The 17564-nt window shown below is 36.0% G+C and carries 14 protein-coding genes and 1 other RNA gene; 8 read left to right on the forward strand and 7 right to left on the reverse strand.

The window, feature by feature from the left end; all coding sequences use genetic code 11:
- Positions 1–3: 3 nt before the first annotated feature.
- From QQS35_RS02380 to QQS35_RS02395, 4 genes are all read right to left on the reverse strand, one after another.
- Entirely contained in the window at positions 4–273 is a 270-nt protein-coding gene (locus tag QQS35_RS02380; protein WP_285930163.1) for a phosphocarrier protein HPr, read from the reverse strand.
- A gap of 60 nt (positions 274–333) precedes the next feature.
- Positions 334–2235, reverse strand: a complete 1902-nt coding sequence (locus QQS35_RS02385; protein WP_285930164.1) for a PTS fructose transporter subunit IIABC — start codon at positions 2233–2235, stop codon at positions 334–336.
- Between the two features lie 11 nt (positions 2236–2246).
- Positions 2247–3161 (reverse strand): 1-phosphofructokinase, encoded by a 915-nt coding sequence (gene pfkB, locus QQS35_RS02390; RefSeq protein ID WP_285930165.1) that lies wholly within the window; start codon positions 3159–3161, stop codon positions 2247–2249.
- Positions 3162–3531: 370 nt separating this feature from the next.
- Positions 3532–4458 carry an alpha/beta hydrolase gene (locus QQS35_RS02395; RefSeq protein WP_285930166.1) on the reverse strand — a complete coding sequence of 309 codons (927 nt, stop codon included), beginning with the start codon at positions 4456–4458 and terminating at the stop codon, positions 3532–3534.
- Positions 4459–4645: 187 nt separating this feature from the next.
- On the opposite strand from QQS35_RS02395, the gene secG reads away from it, so the two are divergent.
- The 3 genes from secG to rnr all read left to right on the forward strand — a co-directional run bounded on the left by secG (position 4646) and on the right by rnr (position 8231).
- Positions 4646–4876, forward strand: coding sequence for a preprotein translocase subunit SecG (gene secG, locus QQS35_RS02400; protein WP_285930167.1), 231 nt, complete (start codon positions 4646–4648; stop codon positions 4874–4876).
- Between the two features lie 221 nt (positions 4877–5097).
- Positions 5098–5841: an alpha/beta hydrolase gene (locus QQS35_RS02405; RefSeq protein ID WP_285930168.1), complete on the forward strand. Its 744-nt coding sequence runs from the start codon at positions 5098–5100 to the stop codon at positions 5839–5841.
- A gap of 104 nt (positions 5842–5945) precedes the next feature.
- Complete coding sequence (rnr, locus tag QQS35_RS02410) at positions 5946–8231, forward strand: ribonuclease R (protein ID WP_285930221.1); 2286 nt, start codon at positions 5946–5948, stop codon at positions 8229–8231.
- 205 nt (positions 8232–8436) lie between these two features.
- Here the strand turns inward: rnr and QQS35_RS02415 are convergent, their stop codons facing one another.
- The gene (locus QQS35_RS02415) at positions 8437–9300 is read right to left on the reverse strand and encodes a GNAT family N-acetyltransferase (RefSeq protein ID WP_285930169.1); all 864 of its coding nucleotides are present in this window, start codon (positions 9298–9300) and stop codon (positions 8437–8439) included.
- A gap of 225 nt (positions 9301–9525) precedes the next feature.
- On the opposite strand from QQS35_RS02415, the gene smpB reads away from it, so the two are divergent.
- Positions 9526–9990: an SsrA-binding protein SmpB gene (gene smpB / locus QQS35_RS02420; protein WP_285930170.1), complete on the forward strand. Its 465-nt coding sequence runs from the start codon at positions 9526–9528 to the stop codon at positions 9988–9990.
- A gap of 180 nt (positions 9991–10170) precedes the next feature.
- Positions 10171–10533: a transfer-messenger RNA gene (ssrA, locus tag QQS35_RS02425) on the forward strand.
- A 136-nt stretch (positions 10534–10669) separates the two neighbouring features.
- Here the strand turns inward: ssrA and QQS35_RS02430 are convergent.
- The gene (locus QQS35_RS02430; RefSeq protein ID WP_285930171.1) at positions 10670–11581 is read right to left on the reverse strand and encodes a LysR family transcriptional regulator; all 912 of its coding nucleotides are present in this window, start codon (positions 11579–11581) and stop codon (positions 10670–10672) included.
- Between the two features lie 144 nt (positions 11582–11725).
- Here QQS35_RS02430 and gdhA (QQS35_RS02435) point away from each other — a divergent pair, with 144 nt between their 5' ends.
- On the forward strand, positions 11726–13117 hold the full coding sequence (gene gdhA, locus QQS35_RS02435; RefSeq protein WP_285930172.1) for an NADP-specific glutamate dehydrogenase: 1392 nt from the start codon (positions 11726–11728) through the stop codon (positions 13115–13117).
- A gap of 423 nt (positions 13118–13540) precedes the next feature.
- Positions 13541–14944 (forward strand): NADP-specific glutamate dehydrogenase, encoded by a 1404-nt coding sequence (gene gdhA / locus QQS35_RS02440; RefSeq protein WP_285930223.1) that lies wholly within the window; start codon positions 13541–13543, stop codon positions 14942–14944.
- A 154-nt stretch (positions 14945–15098) separates the two neighbouring features.
- On the opposite strand, the gene QQS35_RS02445 is transcribed toward gdhA (QQS35_RS02440), so the two are convergent.
- On the reverse strand, positions 15099–16289 hold the full coding sequence (locus QQS35_RS02445) for a DUF4317 domain-containing protein (RefSeq protein WP_285930173.1): 1191 nt from the start codon (positions 16287–16289) through the stop codon (positions 15099–15101).
- A 383-nt stretch (positions 16290–16672) separates the two neighbouring features.
- On the opposite strand from QQS35_RS02445, the gene QQS35_RS02450 reads away from it, so the two are divergent.
- The gene (locus tag QQS35_RS02450; RefSeq protein ID WP_285930174.1) at positions 16673–17446 is read left to right on the forward strand and encodes a tyrosine-protein phosphatase; all 774 of its coding nucleotides are present in this window, start codon (positions 16673–16675) and stop codon (positions 17444–17446) included.
- The last annotated feature ends 118 nt before the right edge of the window (positions 17447–17564 follow it).

Here is a 17564-nt window from a genome sequence, read left to right on the forward strand (position 1 = left end):
TAATTACTCTCCTAGTTCTTCTTTTTTAATTACATCAACAATCGCATCTATTGCTTCTTGCTCGTCAGATCCATCAGCTGTAATCTTAATTTCAGAATCTTTAGGAATTCCAAGAGACATAACACCCATAATTGATTTAAGATTTACTGACTTACCGTTATACTCTAATGTAACGTCTGATGCGAAACTACCTGCTTTATTTACTAGTACTGTTGCTGGTCGTGCGTGAACACCTGTTGCATCAGTAATTTTCATTGTTTTTTCTACTGCCATTTTAAAAAACCTCCTAATATAATATATAAAAATTTTGTACGGGTACACTACAATCTAATTTTACTCTTTTTGTAGGTCCTTTTTCAAGAACCCAATTAGAAATCCACTGATAATTGTACCAATTAATATTGCTAAAAGGTAAAGAAATGGATTTCCTTCGACTAATGTTGCTACTACAACACCGCCGTGGGGAGCTCTAAGTCCAATATCAAACAACATTGTAAGCCCACCAGCAACTGCAGAACCAACTACGATGGATGGAATGACACGTCCAGGGTCTGCTGCAGCAAATGGAATTGCCCCTTCGGTAATAAAGAATGCACCTAACGCATAATTGGATTTTCCAGCATCTCTTTCTTGTTGAGTAAACTTGTCCTTAAAAATTGTTGTAGCTAGTGCTGTTGCAAGTGGTGGAACCATTCCGCCTGCCATAATGGCTGCGATAAAGCTTAAATTACCCGCATCAAGCATTGCTATTCCAAATGTATAGGCAGCCTTGTTAATGGGACCACCCATGTCTATAGCCATCATACCACCAAGTATTAACCCCAGTAATACAAGATTCGTGTCACCAAGCCCTTGTAACCAGCTAGACAAACCAGTATATAGCGTAGTCAGTGGTGGGTTAATGAGTAACATGATGAGGCCTGTTATACCAATACTGAAGACCGGATAAAGAAGTACAGTTTTTAAGCCGTCAAACATAGCTGGAAGTACTTCCAAAGCTTTTTTAACTCCAAGTGTTAAGTAACCAGCTAGGAAACCAGCAATTAAACCACCAAGAAAACCAGAACCACCATCAGCGCCTTCAACACCAGAAGAAATCGCGATAAGACCAGCAACCATACCAGGTGCAAAACCAGGTCGGTCTGCTATACTAGAGGCAATAAAACCGGCCAAAACTGGAACCATTAAGTAAAATGCATTACCGCCACCAATAGTGTTAAGCATTTCTGCGAATCGGTTATATTGATCACTAGTTGGATCGGCTGAATTGATACCAAATAAAAATGAAATCGCAATTAAAATACCACCACCAACAACAAATGGAAGCATGTTGGAAACACCATTCATTAAGTGTTTATAGAAACCGCTGCGACCTTTTGTATCATCAGATTCACTTTTAGAGGAAGAAGAATCTCCTTTATAAATAGGTGCATCTTTTTTCATTGCACGTTCAATTAATTGTTTAGGTTCATGAATCCCTTTAGCTACTGGAACTTGAATGACATGTTTTCCTTTAAAACGTTCTGTTTCAATTTTTGTGTCTGCAGCAATAATAATCGCATCTGCTTTTTTAATGTCTTCCGATGTAAGGCGATTTTTAACACCGCCGGAGCCGTTTGTCTCAACCTTAATGGTAACACCCATTTCTTTAGCAGTAGCTTTTAACTTATCCGCTGCCATATAAGTATGAGCAATTCCTGTAGGACAGCCAGTAACAGCTAATAAGTTGGTTGCCTCGGGAGAACCTTCACTTGTATCTTGTTCAGTATCATCGTCTTCTTCACGTTCTTTATCATTAATTACTTCGATTACTTCATCTTCACTTTTCGCAGCTTCTAGTTTCTCACGGAATTTATTATCCATTAAAAAGGAAGAAAGTCTTGATAATGTTTCTAAATGAGTCTGATTGGCGCCTTCAGAAGCAGCAATCATAAAAAATAAATGGGAAGGTTGCCCATCAAGCGATTCATAATTAACCCCTTGAGACGAACGACCAAAAACAATAGCAGGAGTCTTTACCGCATCTGTTTTTGCGTGTGGAATTGCAATACCTTCACCAATCCCTGTTGTGCTTTGTTCCTCGCGCGCTAGAATTGCTTTTTTAAATGCCTCTTTATCATTTAATCGTCCAGCTTGATTTAACTTTTCAATTAGTTCATCAATAACTGAGGCTTTAGAATTAGAATCTAATTCTAAGATGATAGTATCTTTTTTCAATAAATCAGTAATATTCATTATTGTACCCCCTAATCTAATCGTTCCATTTCAATGCGTTGAAGTAATTCCTCTACATCTTGATTCGTGCATAAATCTTCACTGAAAGCAGTAGCACTGCCTGTTGCAACGGCATATTTAAATGCATTTTCTAGACTATTCTCTTTTACATACGCAGAAAGAAAGCCAGCAACCATGGAATCACCAGCACCTACCGTGTTTTTAACTTCTCCTTCAGGTGCTTTCGCAAAAAAACAATGGTCTTTGCTTATGAAAACTGCACCATCGCCACCCATGGATACAATCACGTGTTCAGGTCCTTCTTGTAACAATTTTTTTCCGTAAGCAAGCGCATCATCAACGGAACCGATTACCGTGTTAAATAACTCACCCAGTTCATGGTGGTTTGGTTTAACTAGAAACAACCTTTTACCGAGAATCTCTTTAAGTGCTTGACTTGAAGTATCTACAATAATCGGAACATCATTTTCATTACAAATTTTTGCAACTTCAGCATAAAAGTTAGCTGGAACAGATGCAGGTGTACTTCCTGCGGCTACTAGAAAGTCACCTTGTTTAAGAGTCCCAATCTGATCATAAAGCTTTTGGATTTGTTCTTTGGTAACTTCGGCCCCTGGTCCATTAATTTCAGTCTCTGAGTCCGATTTCAATTTAACGTTCACTCGAGTATTGCCAGAAACTTCAATAAAGTCTATTTGTATATCTTCTGCATGTAATTCATTTTTTATAAACTGGCCTGTAAAACCACCAAGAAATCCTAGTGCTGTATTTTCCACTTTTAATCGTTTTAAAACACGCGAAACATTTATCCCTTTTCCGCCAGGATAATAGAATGTGTTTTCACTACGATTTAATTCTCCAGCTCGGAATTCGGATACTTGGATAATATAATCTACAGATGGATTCAACGTACACGTATAAATCATGCATACACAACCTTTATAATCGTATTATTTTTTATATACCCGAAATGAATTTTCACTAATCAAGTTGCTCACCAAATAATATCAAAATTCGCTAGATACGTTTTATTTTGTACTATCAAAATGAAATTATTAAAATGACTGCTGGCAGGGAGGTAGGAAGAATAAATTAATATCCAGCACACGTTTTGTTGCGTATGTAATTAATCTTAAAAGTATTCATGTGGCGAGACTTTAAAGCATTCAAATAAATAATAAAGGAAGCTTTTATTATTTTCAATCAAAAACTTTCAAAAAACGTCATTTTCTATCAAATGAGTTCAAAAAATAGTCAAGAGCCCTAGATTTTCTAGGGCTCTTGGGGCTAAATAGCTTATATTTGTCGGTTAATCCAATTTAAAACATCCTCAAATACTTCTTGTCTATTTATTTCATTAAGCATTTCATGTCTTCCATCTTTATAGAAATGACTAGTAATATTGCTAATGCCTACTTTTTCATATTGAGATATAACTTTTTTTACACCAATTGATTGTGCACCTACTGGATCCTTATCACCGCTAATAAACAACATTGGCAAATCACGTGGGATATTTCGCATCAATTTACGATTATGTATTTTATCTATGCCATCAAATAAATCGTAAAAGAATCCTGTAGTAGGTGTGAATCCCGTATATGGATCTTCTACAAAGTTTGATACTTGTTGTTTATCACGAGATAGCCAATCAAATGCAGTATCGCCATCTTTAAAAGGCTTATTAAATGCTCCGAAGGCAATATTATTTAATCGTTTTGAGGGAATTGTTTTGCCCTTGTTCCGTATTTCAATTTTTGCAATCAGTACACCGATTTTAGTGATTAGTTGTGGGTAACTTCCAGTACCAGATAGAATAACCCCGCTTAATAAGTCAATGTTTTTTTGGATGTACCGTCTGGCTAAGAAAGAACCCATACTATGTCCGAGTAGAATAATTGGAACGTTAGGGTAAACCATTTGTATGTATTTAGTGATTTCAATTAAGTCATCCGTTGTCTTTTCAAATCCGAGTTCATCTGAAAAGTATCCTAATCTTCCTTGCGTTTCACCGGTTTTTCCATGACCGCGGTGATCATTTCCATATACAAAAAAACCGTTTCTTACTAAGAAAGAGGCGAACTCGTCGTATCTTTCAATATGTTCAGCCATCCCATGAGATAGCTGAATGATCGCCTTTGGATGATCTGTTTGATGCGACCATTTCTGTATGTAAACCTCTTGTTGATCTTTCATCGTAAGCCAAAAATTTTCAAGATCCATGGCGTTTCCTCCTCCTGTAATATCGCTATCTACATCATACATCATTTCATTAATTGTAACCGATTCTAAAAACGCTTCCAATAAAAACAAATCTAGTCTCTGGTTAAGCAGAATTAACTTGCTAAAACCTTAGTAACTATGCTACATTATCAATATGTATTAGTGCGTCTTAGGAGGTGTATGCAACATGGGTGGAGTTGCGATTACGTTGTTAGTGATTGATGCAGTTGCTCTTATTATTTTAGTGTTATTACAATCAGGTAAAAGCGCGGGCCTTTCTGGTGCTATTTCTGGTGGTGCAGAGCAATTATTTGGAAAGCAAAAAGCACGTGGTATTGATGCGGTCTTGCATCGTTTAACTGTTATCACTGCAGTGCTTTTGTTTGTTCTTACATTTACCGTTGCATATGTAATATAAGTTTTTAAACAACGATTATTAATTTTTGTTTATGGACAACCTTTATACATCAATGAGTAAAAAGACGATCCCTTACTACTTTGCTAGTAAGGGATTCTTTATTATTCATAAAAGAATGCATCAAGATTGTGAGCCGATGTCTGTGAAACTTAAGGATAACTTTGGTACGATTAACCCATTATAATTAAAGTACATAGTAAAAAGGGGATGAGTTAATCATCATGAAAATTAAACAACCACAAGCCTTCACGTTTGAAGGTGGAGAACGTGCGGTATTATTACTACATGGCTTTACTGGCCACTCAGCAGATGTACGGATGTTAGGACGTTTCTTGCAAAAGAAAGGGTACACGTGTCATGCACCTATTTATAGGGGACATGGTGCGCCACCAGAGGAACTTATAGAGTCTAACCCTGATCAGTGGTGGGATGATGTACAGACTGCATTAAATCATTTGAGAGAATTAGGACATAAAGAAATTGCTGTTGCCGGGTTATCACTTGGTGGTGTACTAGGGATGAAATTAGCCTATTCAGAACCTATAAAAGCAGTCATTACAATGTGTGCACCAACATTTTTTGATAATGAAAGTCAACTAACAAAAGGATTTCGGGCTTTTTCTAAAGAATATAAACAATTAGAGAAAAAAGATGAAGCCACGATTGAAAAAGAAGTAGAGGCCCTAATGGAAGATTCTAAGCAATTATTTTCTGATTTAGGTGGGTTTATTACTGAGGTAAAAGAACATATTGACCATATCTATGCACCAACCTTTGTTGTCCAGGCATCAAAAGATCAAATGATTAATAAAGAAAGTGCAACGTACATTTATGAAAATGTGGAAGCGGATAAGAAAGATATCAAATGGTACGAAAACTCGGGTCACTTAATTACATTTGATAAAGAAAAAGAACAACTACATGAAGATATTTATCAATTTTTAGAATCATTGGACTGGTTTTAAGCAATAATAAGACAAAAACAGTTTATGCCAACATGAAATTTAAAAAGTCACCGTATTGGATATCTTCCAAAAGAATAATAGTGAAGGAAGGTGAGCGTTTGAATATTAATGAAGTAAAGCAACAAATATTGGATTACTTTAGAGAGAATGCTTCTAAACCTCTTGCCGTTAAAGAGATAGAAGAGATATTAGATTTGCAGGATTCAGATCAGTTTACAATCTTATTGAAGGTATTAAATGATTTAGAGGAGTCTGGTGATTTAGTCAGAACGAGAAAAAACCGTTACGGTCCACCAGAAAGAATGAATTTAATTCGCGGAAAAATACAAATGCATGCAAAAGGCTTTGCGTTCTTAATTCCTGATGAAGAAGGACAGGATGATGTCTATATTAATCATGCCGATCTTCAATCAGCGATGAACAATGATAAGGTATTAGTTCGAATTGATGGCAGAGATGAGCAAGGGAAACGTCCTGAAGGTGTAGTCATCCGGATATTAGAACGTGCAACAAGAGAAATCATTGGTACGTATGATGGAAATGGGAATTTTGGATTTGTTATCGCGGACGATAAGCGGATTCCAAACGACATTTTTATTCCTAAAAACGCAGCAGGTGGAGCAGTAACCGGCCATAAAGTAATTGTAAAAATCACAAAATACCCTGAAGACCGAATGAGTGCGGAAGGGGAAGTAATTGAAATTCTGGGACATAAAAATGATCCTGGCATGGACATTATTTCAATTATCTATAAACACGGCATCCAAGTTGATTTTCCAGAGGAAGTCTTGCAACATGCTGCTGATACACCTGAATCAATAAACGAGGATGAAATTAAAAATCGTCGCGATCTAAGAGATGAAACGATTGTAACCATTGATGGTGCCGATGCAAAAGACTTAGATGATGCTGTTACAGTGAAGAAGTTAGATAATGGTAACTACAAGCTAGGCGTCTATATTGCAGATGTTACCTACTACGTACCAGAAAACTCACCGATTGATAAAGAGGCATTTGAACGAGCTACGAGTGTATATCTAGTTGACCGCGTAATTCCCATGATTCCGCATCGTCTCTCGAACGGGATTTGTTCCTTAAACCCACAAGTTGATCGTTTAACACTTGGATGTGAAATGGAAATAAACAAGCAAGGTGAAGTTGTTGGTCATGAAATATTCCAAAGTGTTATCAATACAAATGAGCGAATGACGTATTCTGATGTGAATAAAATTTTAGTCGACAAAGATGAAACAGTAATTGATCGTTACAAAAATCTAGTACCAATGTTTCAAGATATGGAAGATCTAGCTGAAGTCTTACGCGGCAAGCGTTTTGGCCGAGGAGCTATAGATTTCGATTTCAAAGAAGCTAAAGTACTAGTTGATGATGATGGCAAAGCGACTGATGTTGTTTTACGTGAGCGTTCTGTAGCTGAGAAGCTAATCGAGGAGTTTATGTTGGCAGCAAATGAAACAATAGCAGAACATTTCCATTGGATGGATGTACCTTTTATCCACCGTATTCACGAAGATCCAAGTCCTGATAAGTTACAAACTTTCTTTGAATTTATTGCGACGCTAGGATACGTAGTAAGAGGAACAAATAATGAAATACATCCGCAAGCATTACAGAAAGTATTGGAAGAGGTAAAAGGTGAACAAGAGGAAATGATTATTTCGAAGTTGATGTTGCGGTCAATGAAACAAGCCAAGTATGATCCGCAAAGCATCGGACACTTTGGTTTAGCAACAGACTTTTATACACACTTTACATCACCAATCCGAAGATATCCGGATTTAATTGTCCACCGTTTAATTCGGACTTACCTGATTAATAAGCAATTAGACGATAAAACAACACGTCATTGGAAAGACAAAATGCCTGAAATTGCTAAACATGCTTCTGAAAAAGAACGTGGCGCAGTGGATGCAGAGCGTGAAACTGATGACTTGAAAAAAGCAGAATATATGCTAGATAAAATTGGTGAGGAATATGAAGGTGTGATAAGTTCTGTTACCAACTTTGGACTATTCGTTGAGTTACCGAATACAGTAGAAGGTCTTATCCATGTTAGTTATTTAACGGACGATTACTACCATTTTGATGAGAGATCTTATGCTATGATCGGTGAACGAACAGGTAATATATTCCGAATTGGTGATGAAATCACTGTGAAAGTTGCCAATGTCAATTTAGATGAGCGAGTAATCGATTTTGAGATTGATGGTATGAAACCGAGAAAACAAAGAACGAAACCAGAGCGACCAAAAATTATCAAAACAAAAAATCTTGGTTCAAAAGATAATGGAAATAAACCAAAAGGTAAAGGAAAACCGCCAAAAGCTGCCGGTAAAAAGAAAAATAAAAGTAAGAAAAGAAAAAGAAACTAGACGTGAAGCACGTCTAGTTTCTTTCTTTAAAAATCAAGATTTAGCGCCTAACAAGTCTTAACTTGTCGGGGTTTAGCAAGGCACCCCGAGCATGTGCCTCGTCGAGCTCTAGCGCCTACCCGAGTCAAACATATTTGTGGTAAAGCCCACCACATAGATGTTCGCCTTAATTGCCCTAGGGTGAGCAATGCGCCCTGAGCTTTTCTTATATCCATTTACCGTATAATACCCAACCATCACTTAATTTGAAAGTATCTAGATTAGGGATTCGTTCGTAACCTGTCTGAGAAAAATCTACCCAAGGTTTTATTCCTTCTTCAGGCTGTTGCTCTGTGTATGCGAGCACGGTCTCCCAAAAGCCTGGTTGTTGAAAATGATCATTCCAAAAATACTTCACTTGAGCAAACCAATCTCTTTTTTGATCCTTCTTTATTACCAAAAACCGATCTTTCGATTGATTTTGGAAAAAGGCTGAGTCATTAAGGTGTTCGTCAGTTAGCAAGTTATCCGAAAATGGAAATGGATAATAACATTCATAAGGATAGACACCAAGTGCATTTTCTTGTTTGAGGGACTGCAGCAGCCTTCTTTTCTCCTCTATCGTTTCAACGGCTTGCCAAACACTGCCTTTTGTTCCATTAAGTAGAGTTTCATCGATTAAGTATAGTGAGTGTAATCTAGTGACCTGTTGTAATCCTATTTTTTCTAGTACTCTTCGCGCTGGTATATTTTCCATATTCGTATTAGCGCCAACCCACGTGATTGATGGGTCTTTTTCTAATTCGCTTTTTATATACGCTAATATCTTGGTGGCATTACCTTTGGATAAATAGCGTTTATCACTTCTAAGTCTTCCAAGCATCGCATACCCACCTGGAAAAAAGGAAGAACCAGCTATTGCCAAAAGGTGGTCATCATCAAATAACCCATATACAGAATTCGAATTGGATTGAACTAGGTCAGGAAAAATATTCAAGACATAGTCGTCATCAATGTTTGTTTGCATCATTCTAACGATATCTTGGTCTTCTAGTGTTAATTCTCTCAACTGTAGTAATCCTTGTTCCACGATAGATACTCCTTTTTTTTACATAGTTAATCATATATCATTTACATTCATACAGTTCACTAGAAAATGATATAATAGAGATTTTTTTAAATGTATAAGTATTACTTTCTCATGATAGACGTAAATTTGTCTATTAACTTAGCTTTATGAACGTATAGATTAAATTGGAATCAAAGTCTGTTTTCTGTTAAAATAATCCTCACGGAGCAATAGGAGGTAAGTGTTATGGCAAAAGGTCAAGGGAAGGTACTTGCACAAAATAGAAAAGCAAACCATGAATTTTCTATCGAAGAAACATATGAAGCAGGTCTTGTATTAAAAGGGACAGAAATTAAATCAATCCGTGCAGGTAGAGTCAATATGAAAGATAGCTTTGCCCGAATTGAAAGAGGAGAAGCGTTATTATATAATATGCATATCTCTACTTATGAACAAGGAAATAGATTTAACCATGAACCAACGAGAACTAGAAAATTGCTCCTTCACCGCAAGGAAATTGATAAGTTAATTGGTGAAACACAACAAGCGGGATATGCATTAGTTCCTTTAAAGATGTATATAAAAAATGGTGTAGCAAAAGTCTTAATTGGTTTAGGTAAAGGAAAGAAGAAGTACGACAAACGAGAGGATTTAAAACAAAAACAAGCGAAGCGTGATATTGATCGAGCTCTGAAAGACAGTATGAGGTAGTTATTACCAGCTGGTAAGACTTGAAAAATAGCTTCTATCTGTTATAATGAAGTATGTCGCTAAGCTATTTGACAACTTAATAAGCAAGAGTGCTCGACTTCTTGTTTTCCGATATACTGTCACCACGATAGTATAAGAAAAACTTAGACAATAATTTAGTTTTTCTAATTACCCTATCATGGGGACGTTTCGGATTCGACAGGGATAGTTTGAGCTCAGGTTGCGCGTCGAGGTTACGTCTCGTAAAACGTTACACGCCAATAATAACTGGCAAAGAAAACAATTACTCTTTAGCAGCTGCGTAAGTAGCACTAAAGGATCCTTCCTACCATCGCCCATGTGGTAGATAGAAGGGTCTCAAATGAAGTGGGCTACGCTGTCATTCTCCGCCTGGGGATGCACAGAAGAGATTAATCAGGCTAGCTCCTTGGACGCCTGTTGGAAGGCAGAAGAGAGAGTGAATTGCTAATATTTCAACTACACGCGTAGACGCCTGAGTGGCGATATCTCTGGACGTGGGTTCGAGTCCCACCGTCTCCACCAATACATAATTGGTGGTTTTTTTGTGTTTTCTTTTGTGTGACTTGAAGCATAAGCTTTCCAAATGGAAAACGTACGCTTTACGTCACGGTTTAATATAATTGATATAGCAGACGGGACAAATATCGAATTTAATCATTTATTTTTTAAATTCATTTAGTCGATCATAGGTCTTGAGTAAAAACTCATAAAACAATGCTTCAGTAGGAAGTAAATCGCGTTGTGTTGGGTAAATTACACCAACTGTACGTTTCAAATTATAGTCGTTTAACGGAATGACTACTGTGGATCTTGGTGTATTATCGATTAACGTCATCTCAGGCATTAAAGCTATGCCTAAGCCAGCAGAGACTAAGCCTTTTAGTGCATCAATATCTTTTCCTTCAAATGCAATTTGTGGTGAATATCCTACTTTCATGCATGCATTGACAACCTGTTCACGAAATATAAACCCCTCCGGTAATACGACAAATGGGTCATCTTTCAATTCTCGTAGCGAAATGGATTTCCTGTCTGCAAATGGATGGTGGAATGGTAATAGAGCGACTATATTTTCAGTAAATAATGTAGTACCATTTATTTTATTCTCTATTTCTTTGGGAGGCATGGGTGCAATCATTGCTAGATTAAAATCACCAGTCACAACACCATTAATTAAATCATAATAGAGGGCATTACTCATTTGGAATTTTGCTTCAGGAAAACTTGTTCGAAAAGCGTAAATAATCGATGGCAATGTGTGAGCGGCCATACTAATCGGAAAAGCAATTCGAACGGTTCCTTTTTCTGGGTTTAAATATTCTTTAATTTCTCTTTTTGACTCCTCCATTAAATTTGTCACTTGTTTCATCCGTTCAAAAAAAACTCTTCCAAGGGGGGTTAATTTAACTCTCCTACCTTCACGAATAAAAAGATCTACACCTAATTCATCTTCTAAATTGAATATTTGTCTGCTAACAGAAGACTGAGCTACATGCAGAGAATCGGCTGCTTCTGTCACATGTTCTCGTTTTGCAACTTCCATAAAATATTGTATTTGTCTTATTTCCATCATCAATCACTCCATTAATCATGCGTTGAACGCATGGATTTCATCGTTATTAAGTATTGAAGCTATCATTTGTAATACTATAAAATGATTCTAAGTAATAAAAAGTATTCTGTCCATTTTTAAATTTATAGGGAGTTGATTGTGTTGAATGATTTAGAAGTTTTAGAAAAAGTTGAAGATGTAGAAACAAAAAATGTCAAAGATTATGTCACTCATTTATTCCGAAGTGTTGAGCAGCGTAATCCAAATGAAACTGAGTTTCTTCAGGCGGTTAAAGAAGTGTTTGATTCTCTAGTGCCTGTCCTTGTGAAGAATCCTATATATATTGAAAAAGGGATTTTAGAGCGGATGGTTGAACCTGATAGAACCATTTCTTTTAGAGTTCCTTGGGTGAACGATGATGGTAAGGTGAAAGTAAATCGTGGATTTCGAGTACAATTTAACAACGCGATTGGTCCATACAAAGGTGGGTTAAGATTTCATCCTTCTGTAAATCTTAGCATTATCAAATTTTTAGGTTTTGAGCAGATTTTTAAGAATGCTTTAACTGGCCAACCGATTGGTGGAGGAAAAGGTGGGGCTGATTTTGATCCAAAAGGTAAGTCAGATTTAGAAATTATGCGCTTTTGTCAAAGTTTCATGACTGAACTTAGTAAGCATATTGGACCAGATACGGATGTGCCTGCTGGTGACATTGGGGTTGGTGCTAGGGAAATAGGGTATATGTTCGGACAATATAAGAAATTAAAGGGAGCATATGAAGCTGGTGTTCTAACTGGAAAAGGCATTGGTTATGGCGGTAGTTTAGGTAGGAAGGAAGCAACAGGATACGGTACGGTCTATTTTGTGGAAGAAATGTTAAAAGATGCTGGCTTAGGTTTTAGTGGAAGTAAGGTTGTCGTATCTGGTTCAGGTAATGTATCCATTTATGCTATGGAAAAAGCGATACAACTAGGAGCTAAGGTAGTAGCTTGTAGCGATTCAGGTGGTTATGTATATGATCCTAATGGTATCGATTTAAATACAATCAAGCGTTTAAAAGAAGTGGAAAATAAAAGAATTTACGAATATGTAAATGAACATTTAGATGCTAAATATATAGAAGGATGTGGAGGTATTTGGTCTATTGATTGTGATATCGCATTACCATGTGCCACACAAAATGAGTTAGATGAAGATGCAGCCAAACTACTTGTTTTAAATGGAGTAAAAGCAATAGGTGAAGGTGCAAATATGCCGTCTACCCTAGGTGCTGTTGATGTCTTCTTGGAAAACGATATATTATTTGCACCTGGTAAAGCAGTGAATGCAGGGGGAGTAGCTGTATCTGCATTAGAAATGGCCCAAAATAGTGCTAGATTAATTTGGTCACAAAATGATGTCGATATTAAATTACAGAGTATTATGAAAGATATATATAAAGAAAGTTTGAAAGCATCAGAAACGTATGGTGTACCAGGTAATCTGGTTGTGGGGGCAAACATAGCTGGATTCAAAAAAGTGGCTGATGCGATTCTTGCTCAAGGAGTAATCTAAATAATATTACCTAAATATCGGTATTTACGTTACTTATTCTATTTATACATTATGGTGTAGGTTGCTACGTAACTAAATAATAAGCATCAGGCTCTTTATAAATATAGTGCCTGATGTCTTTTTAATAATTTTTTTCTGTTCAATATGGGACTAAATTAAGAATTAATGAGAAAAGTATCCAACATGAATCTGATAAGAACAGTGCTACGTTTAAGGGAGCAAAAGAGATAGTCTGATTATTATTTGCGTAAAAAATTGTAAGAAATCAGGTATGAACGTTAGCTGAAAAAAGTGTGTTCCATCATGTCTAAACATAAACTTCATCGTATATTAATTTTGATGCTATCAATTAAAAAGTTATAGGGTTAAATTTTTATCATATCAGATAACTAATTTGAAACCTTATTATGGGAGGTGATCATTATTAAAGTATTGGAGGGAGTAGAACGGACCCAAACCATTAACGTAAAAAATTATGTGAATCTTATAATAGGTAAAGTAGAAAAGCTAAATCCTAATGAACCAGAGTTTCTTCAAGCAGTGAAAGAAGTATTCGATTCTTTAGTTCCAGTACTTGTGAAAAATCCAATATATATGAAACAAGCAGTTTTAGAAAAGATAGTAGAACCTGAACGAATGATTTCTTTTATAGTACCATGGGTAGATTCTTATGATAATACAAGAGTAAACCGTGGATTTCGTGTTCAATTTAATAGTGCTATTGGACCGTATAAAGGTGGATTAAGATTTCATCCCTCCGTAAATGCTAGTATTATAAAATTTCTGGGGTTTCAACAAATTTTCAAAAACTCATTAACAAAACAACCAATTGGAGCAGGATCAGGTGGCTCTGATTTTGATCCGAAAGGTAAGTCGGACTTAGAAATTATGCGGTTTTGCAAAAGTTTTATGGCAGAACTTAGCAGGCATATAGGACCATATAAGGATGTACCCGCTGGTGATATAGGTGTCGGAGAAAAAGAAATAGGGTATTTATTTAATGAATATAAAAAAATACGTGGCACGTATGAGGCAACTGTATTATCGGTAAAAGCTGTAGGTTATGGAGGTAGTTTTGGACGAAAAAAAGCTACGGGATATGGAATCGTATATTTTGTTGAAGAAATGCTAAAAGATAAACGACTCAGTTTTAATAAAAGCACAGTTATAGTTTCTGGCTCAGGGAATGTGGCCATTTATGCAATGGAAAAAGCAATTGGCTTAGGTGCAAAAGTAGTGGCATGTAGTGACTCAACTGGTTATATTTATGACTCTAATGGGGTTAACCTCGAAACTATTAAACAATTGAAAGAAAGAGATAATAAAAGTATTTCTGATTACGTAAACGAGCACCCTGATGCTCTTTTTATAGAGGGATGTTCTGGTATATGGTCTATCCCCTGTGATATAGCATTACCATGTGCAACTCATAATGAAATTAATAGAAATGTTGCTTCTCTACTCATTGCCAATGAAGTAAAAGCAATTGGCGAAGGTGCAAACATGCCGTCAAATTTAGATGCGATTAATCTCTTCTTAAGAAATAATGTCTTATTTGCTCCCTTCAAAGCAACGAATGCTGGTGGTGTTTCTGTATCAGCATTAGAGATGGCGCAGAAAAGTAAAAGGTTAATTTGGACAAAGGAAGAAGTTGATTCGAAATTACAGGAGATAATGAAAGATATTTACCAGACAAGTATGAAAGCATCACAAAAATATGGTGCTCCTGGCAATCTTGTTGTTGGAGCAAATATAGCCGGATTTGTAAGAGTAGCAGATGCGATGATTACACATAAAGTTATAAATAGTGATATTTCTATTGATTAATCTATTAATTACCGGGAAGGTGTTTTATCTAAGTTATAGTGTTCAACAAACTTCTTCTCAGAAAGCCTTCACATATAGGGGCCCCATTGCTTTGGATTTTTTGGTTTATGGGACCCTTTTAATAGTTTTCTAGCTAATTTATTGAAAAACAACCTTATCCTTCATGATTGTTACTATTATCAGCAAAAGCCTCCGGAATCATCGTAAACCCTTCGATTACTGTATCTTCCTCGACTTCAATCATAATGCATAACTTTCCGTTAAAATTCACCTGTCTCACGTATTTTAAGTCTTGCGGGCTAAGAGAGATATTAGCTACTTTTGTGCTGATCTTTATAGACTTTGAATTATATTTTGGTATGATGTTATTTGCTTTCAGCTCATATCTTTCATCATCAATTACTTTTTGAAAAGCGGCTTCTACTTTTTCTGTATTTACTTCTTCTAGACCACTCATTTTTAAGACGCGTTCTACGTCCCTACGGTCTAATTTTGGTGTTTCTTCTCCTTCTGTATCCTCAATCACACGATGTATTTCTTCGTACACATTAGCAAGTGTTGATGTGTTTAGTTGATTTCCTGTAACGTCTTTTACGATCTCTTCAAATACAATTTTGTCATCTTCTGCAGTCATCGTTTCCTCAGCATTTAATACTTCCTCTATGAACTCTGGATCCGGCTCATATGCCTTGCCTGATGAATAGAGTATGTGATTGACATCAGCTGCATTATCCGTAATAGAAGGAAATAAAAATCCTCCTACTGGAGCTTTTAGATTAATGACTGGATCTACTTCCACGTTATACTTGAATTCTTTTTCCACATAGTCAAAGGCTAATTCTTTTTTCGGTTCCTGGGTTTTATTGATACTGCATAAAATGAATGCATTCGAATAAACAGCGTCTCTTCCACCTTCTTCTGACTCTTCACTTCGACGTTTCATTGCTTTTAAGTACTCACCGCGAATGAATGTGATAACAAGATCATTTTCATATTGTTTGTCGTCAAGCATTTTATCAACGATTAATAGCATTTGCTCTTTCCAATCATCGACATTACGACTTAGTAATCCTTTATGGAGAATAAGCTGACTACTATCCTCTGCATCCGGTTGAAACTTTAACTCGAATAATTTTTCATCCAATCGACCAGTTAAGACTTTTTTGAAATTGCTCATAAACAACTCTTGTTGATCTTCGTCTAGCATTTCAAATGGCTGCATTTGCTCATGATAGATTTCACTTGATTCTTTCATGATATAAACATTATAAATATTTGTGATTTTTAGTAAGTCATTTCCTACCTTGAATTGTTTTCGAATATTTGCTACGTCTTTTTTGTTCATCTATCTTTCACTCCTAAGCTTTAAATTCTACCAGTATACGTTTGAAATAAGAGAGCTACACAACCCTAGCAAAATTGAACTCTCTTTGTTTAAAGTATCTTCTTATTTTAACACAGGGTTGGATCCAAGAAGATTAACTTTTTTAGGGAATTTGTAGTTATATAACTAACAATAGCATGTATGCGATTTAATATTTTTTTAAGATACTTAAATCTGTATGTTAAAATATAGTGAAAGTAATTCGAATAAAAAATTGCTTATAAAAAAAATAGTTTAATAGATATTTTTATTTTGGAGCACTTTGAAGCGGAAGGCTCTGGTCTATCTATATTGAAAGGTTCCTTATCAAAAAGGATATAACTTTAAGAACAGGAGTACACGAAATGGATAAAATTATGCGTGAAATAAAATTAGAGGGTAGTTTCAACTTTAGAGATTTAGGTGGTTACCAAACAGAAGATGGACGGCGTGTAAAACACGGGATGCTTTATCGCTCCGGGAACCTTAGTAGATTAACAGCTAGTGACTTAGAAATAGTTAATCAACTAGGTATCAAAAAAATCTGTGATTTACGTGGAGCAGATGAAATAGAGAAGTTTCCAGATCCGAAATTTGAAGGGATTATATGGCATCACACGCCAATTTTATCTGATGAGCAGATGTTAGGGCAGGTAGGAGATCATAGAGATTTTGCTGAAACACTACGAAATACGAAGCCAGGAGAACTGTTACTTAGTTTGAATCAAAATATGGTATCGTTTAAGCAAGCATTTCAGAAAGTATTTAAGGTCTTACTGACTGAAGCACATACTCCAATGCTTTTTCATTGCATGGCTGGTAAAGACAGAACCGGTGGGATAGCCGCACTTTTGCTTTATATTCTAGGAGTTCCCCGACAAGCGATTACTGAAGATTATTTATATACAAACGAAACATTAGAGAAAATGACCAAAAACTTCACAGAAATTGGTTATAACGACCTTTCGGATGTTGACCAAGACGTACTTGATGCTTTGTTCGAAGCTCGGGTGGAGTATATCGATGCTTTTTTAGATGAAATAGAAGCAAGGTATGAAAATGTAGAGGTATATGCAAAAGAAGTGCTTGGACTCGCGGATGATGATATAGATATACTGAAACAGCATTTATTGGAGTAAATATTATATCAGTACTTACTTTTAGAGAATCACATACACACCTGTTCTAGTTTTATTATTAAATATAAAAACTTTCTAGATGAAGTGAATTACTAGCCAACCAATAATTGTTTGATAA

The organism is Aquibacillus rhizosphaerae, from assembly GCF_030282825.1.
Lineage (GTDB): Bacteria > Bacillota > Bacilli > Bacillales > Amphibacillaceae > Aquibacillus_C > Aquibacillus_C rhizosphaerae.

What these genes read in the sequence shown, in the direction of transcription:
- QQS35_RS02380 (WP_285930163.1), bottom strand. Translation starts at nt 273, where the DNA reads ATGGCAGTAGAAAAAACAATGAAAATTACTGATGCAACAGGTGTTCAC.
- QQS35_RS02385 (WP_285930164.1), bottom strand. Translation starts at nt 2,235, where the DNA reads ATGAATATTACTGATTTATTGAAAAAAGATACTATCATCTTAGAATTA.
- pfkB (WP_285930165.1), bottom strand. Translation starts at nt 3,161, where the DNA reads ATGATTTATACGTGTACGTTGAATCCATCTGTAGATTATATTATCCAA.
- QQS35_RS02395 (WP_285930166.1), bottom strand. Translation starts at nt 4,458, where the DNA reads ATGGATCTTGAAAATTTTTGGCTTACGATGAAAGATCAACAAGAGGTT.
- secG (WP_285930167.1), top strand. Translation starts at nt 4,646, where the DNA reads ATGGGTGGAGTTGCGATTACGTTGTTAGTGATTGATGCAGTTGCTCTT.
- QQS35_RS02405 (WP_285930168.1), top strand. Translation starts at nt 5,098, where the DNA reads ATGAAAATTAAACAACCACAAGCCTTCACGTTTGAAGGTGGAGAACGT.
- smpB (WP_285930170.1), top strand. Translation starts at nt 9,526, where the DNA reads ATGGCAAAAGGTCAAGGGAAGGTACTTGCACAAAATAGAAAAGCAAAC.
- QQS35_RS02430 (WP_285930171.1), bottom strand. Translation starts at nt 11,581, where the DNA reads ATGGAAATAAGACAAATACAATATTTTATGGAAGTTGCAAAACGAGAA.
- QQS35_RS02445 (WP_285930173.1), bottom strand. Translation starts at nt 16,289, where the DNA reads ATGAACAAAAAAGACGTAGCAAATATTCGAAAACAATTCAAGGTAGGA.
- QQS35_RS02450 (WP_285930174.1), top strand. Translation starts at nt 16,673, where the DNA reads ATGGATAAAATTATGCGTGAAATAAAATTAGAGGGTAGTTTCAACTTT.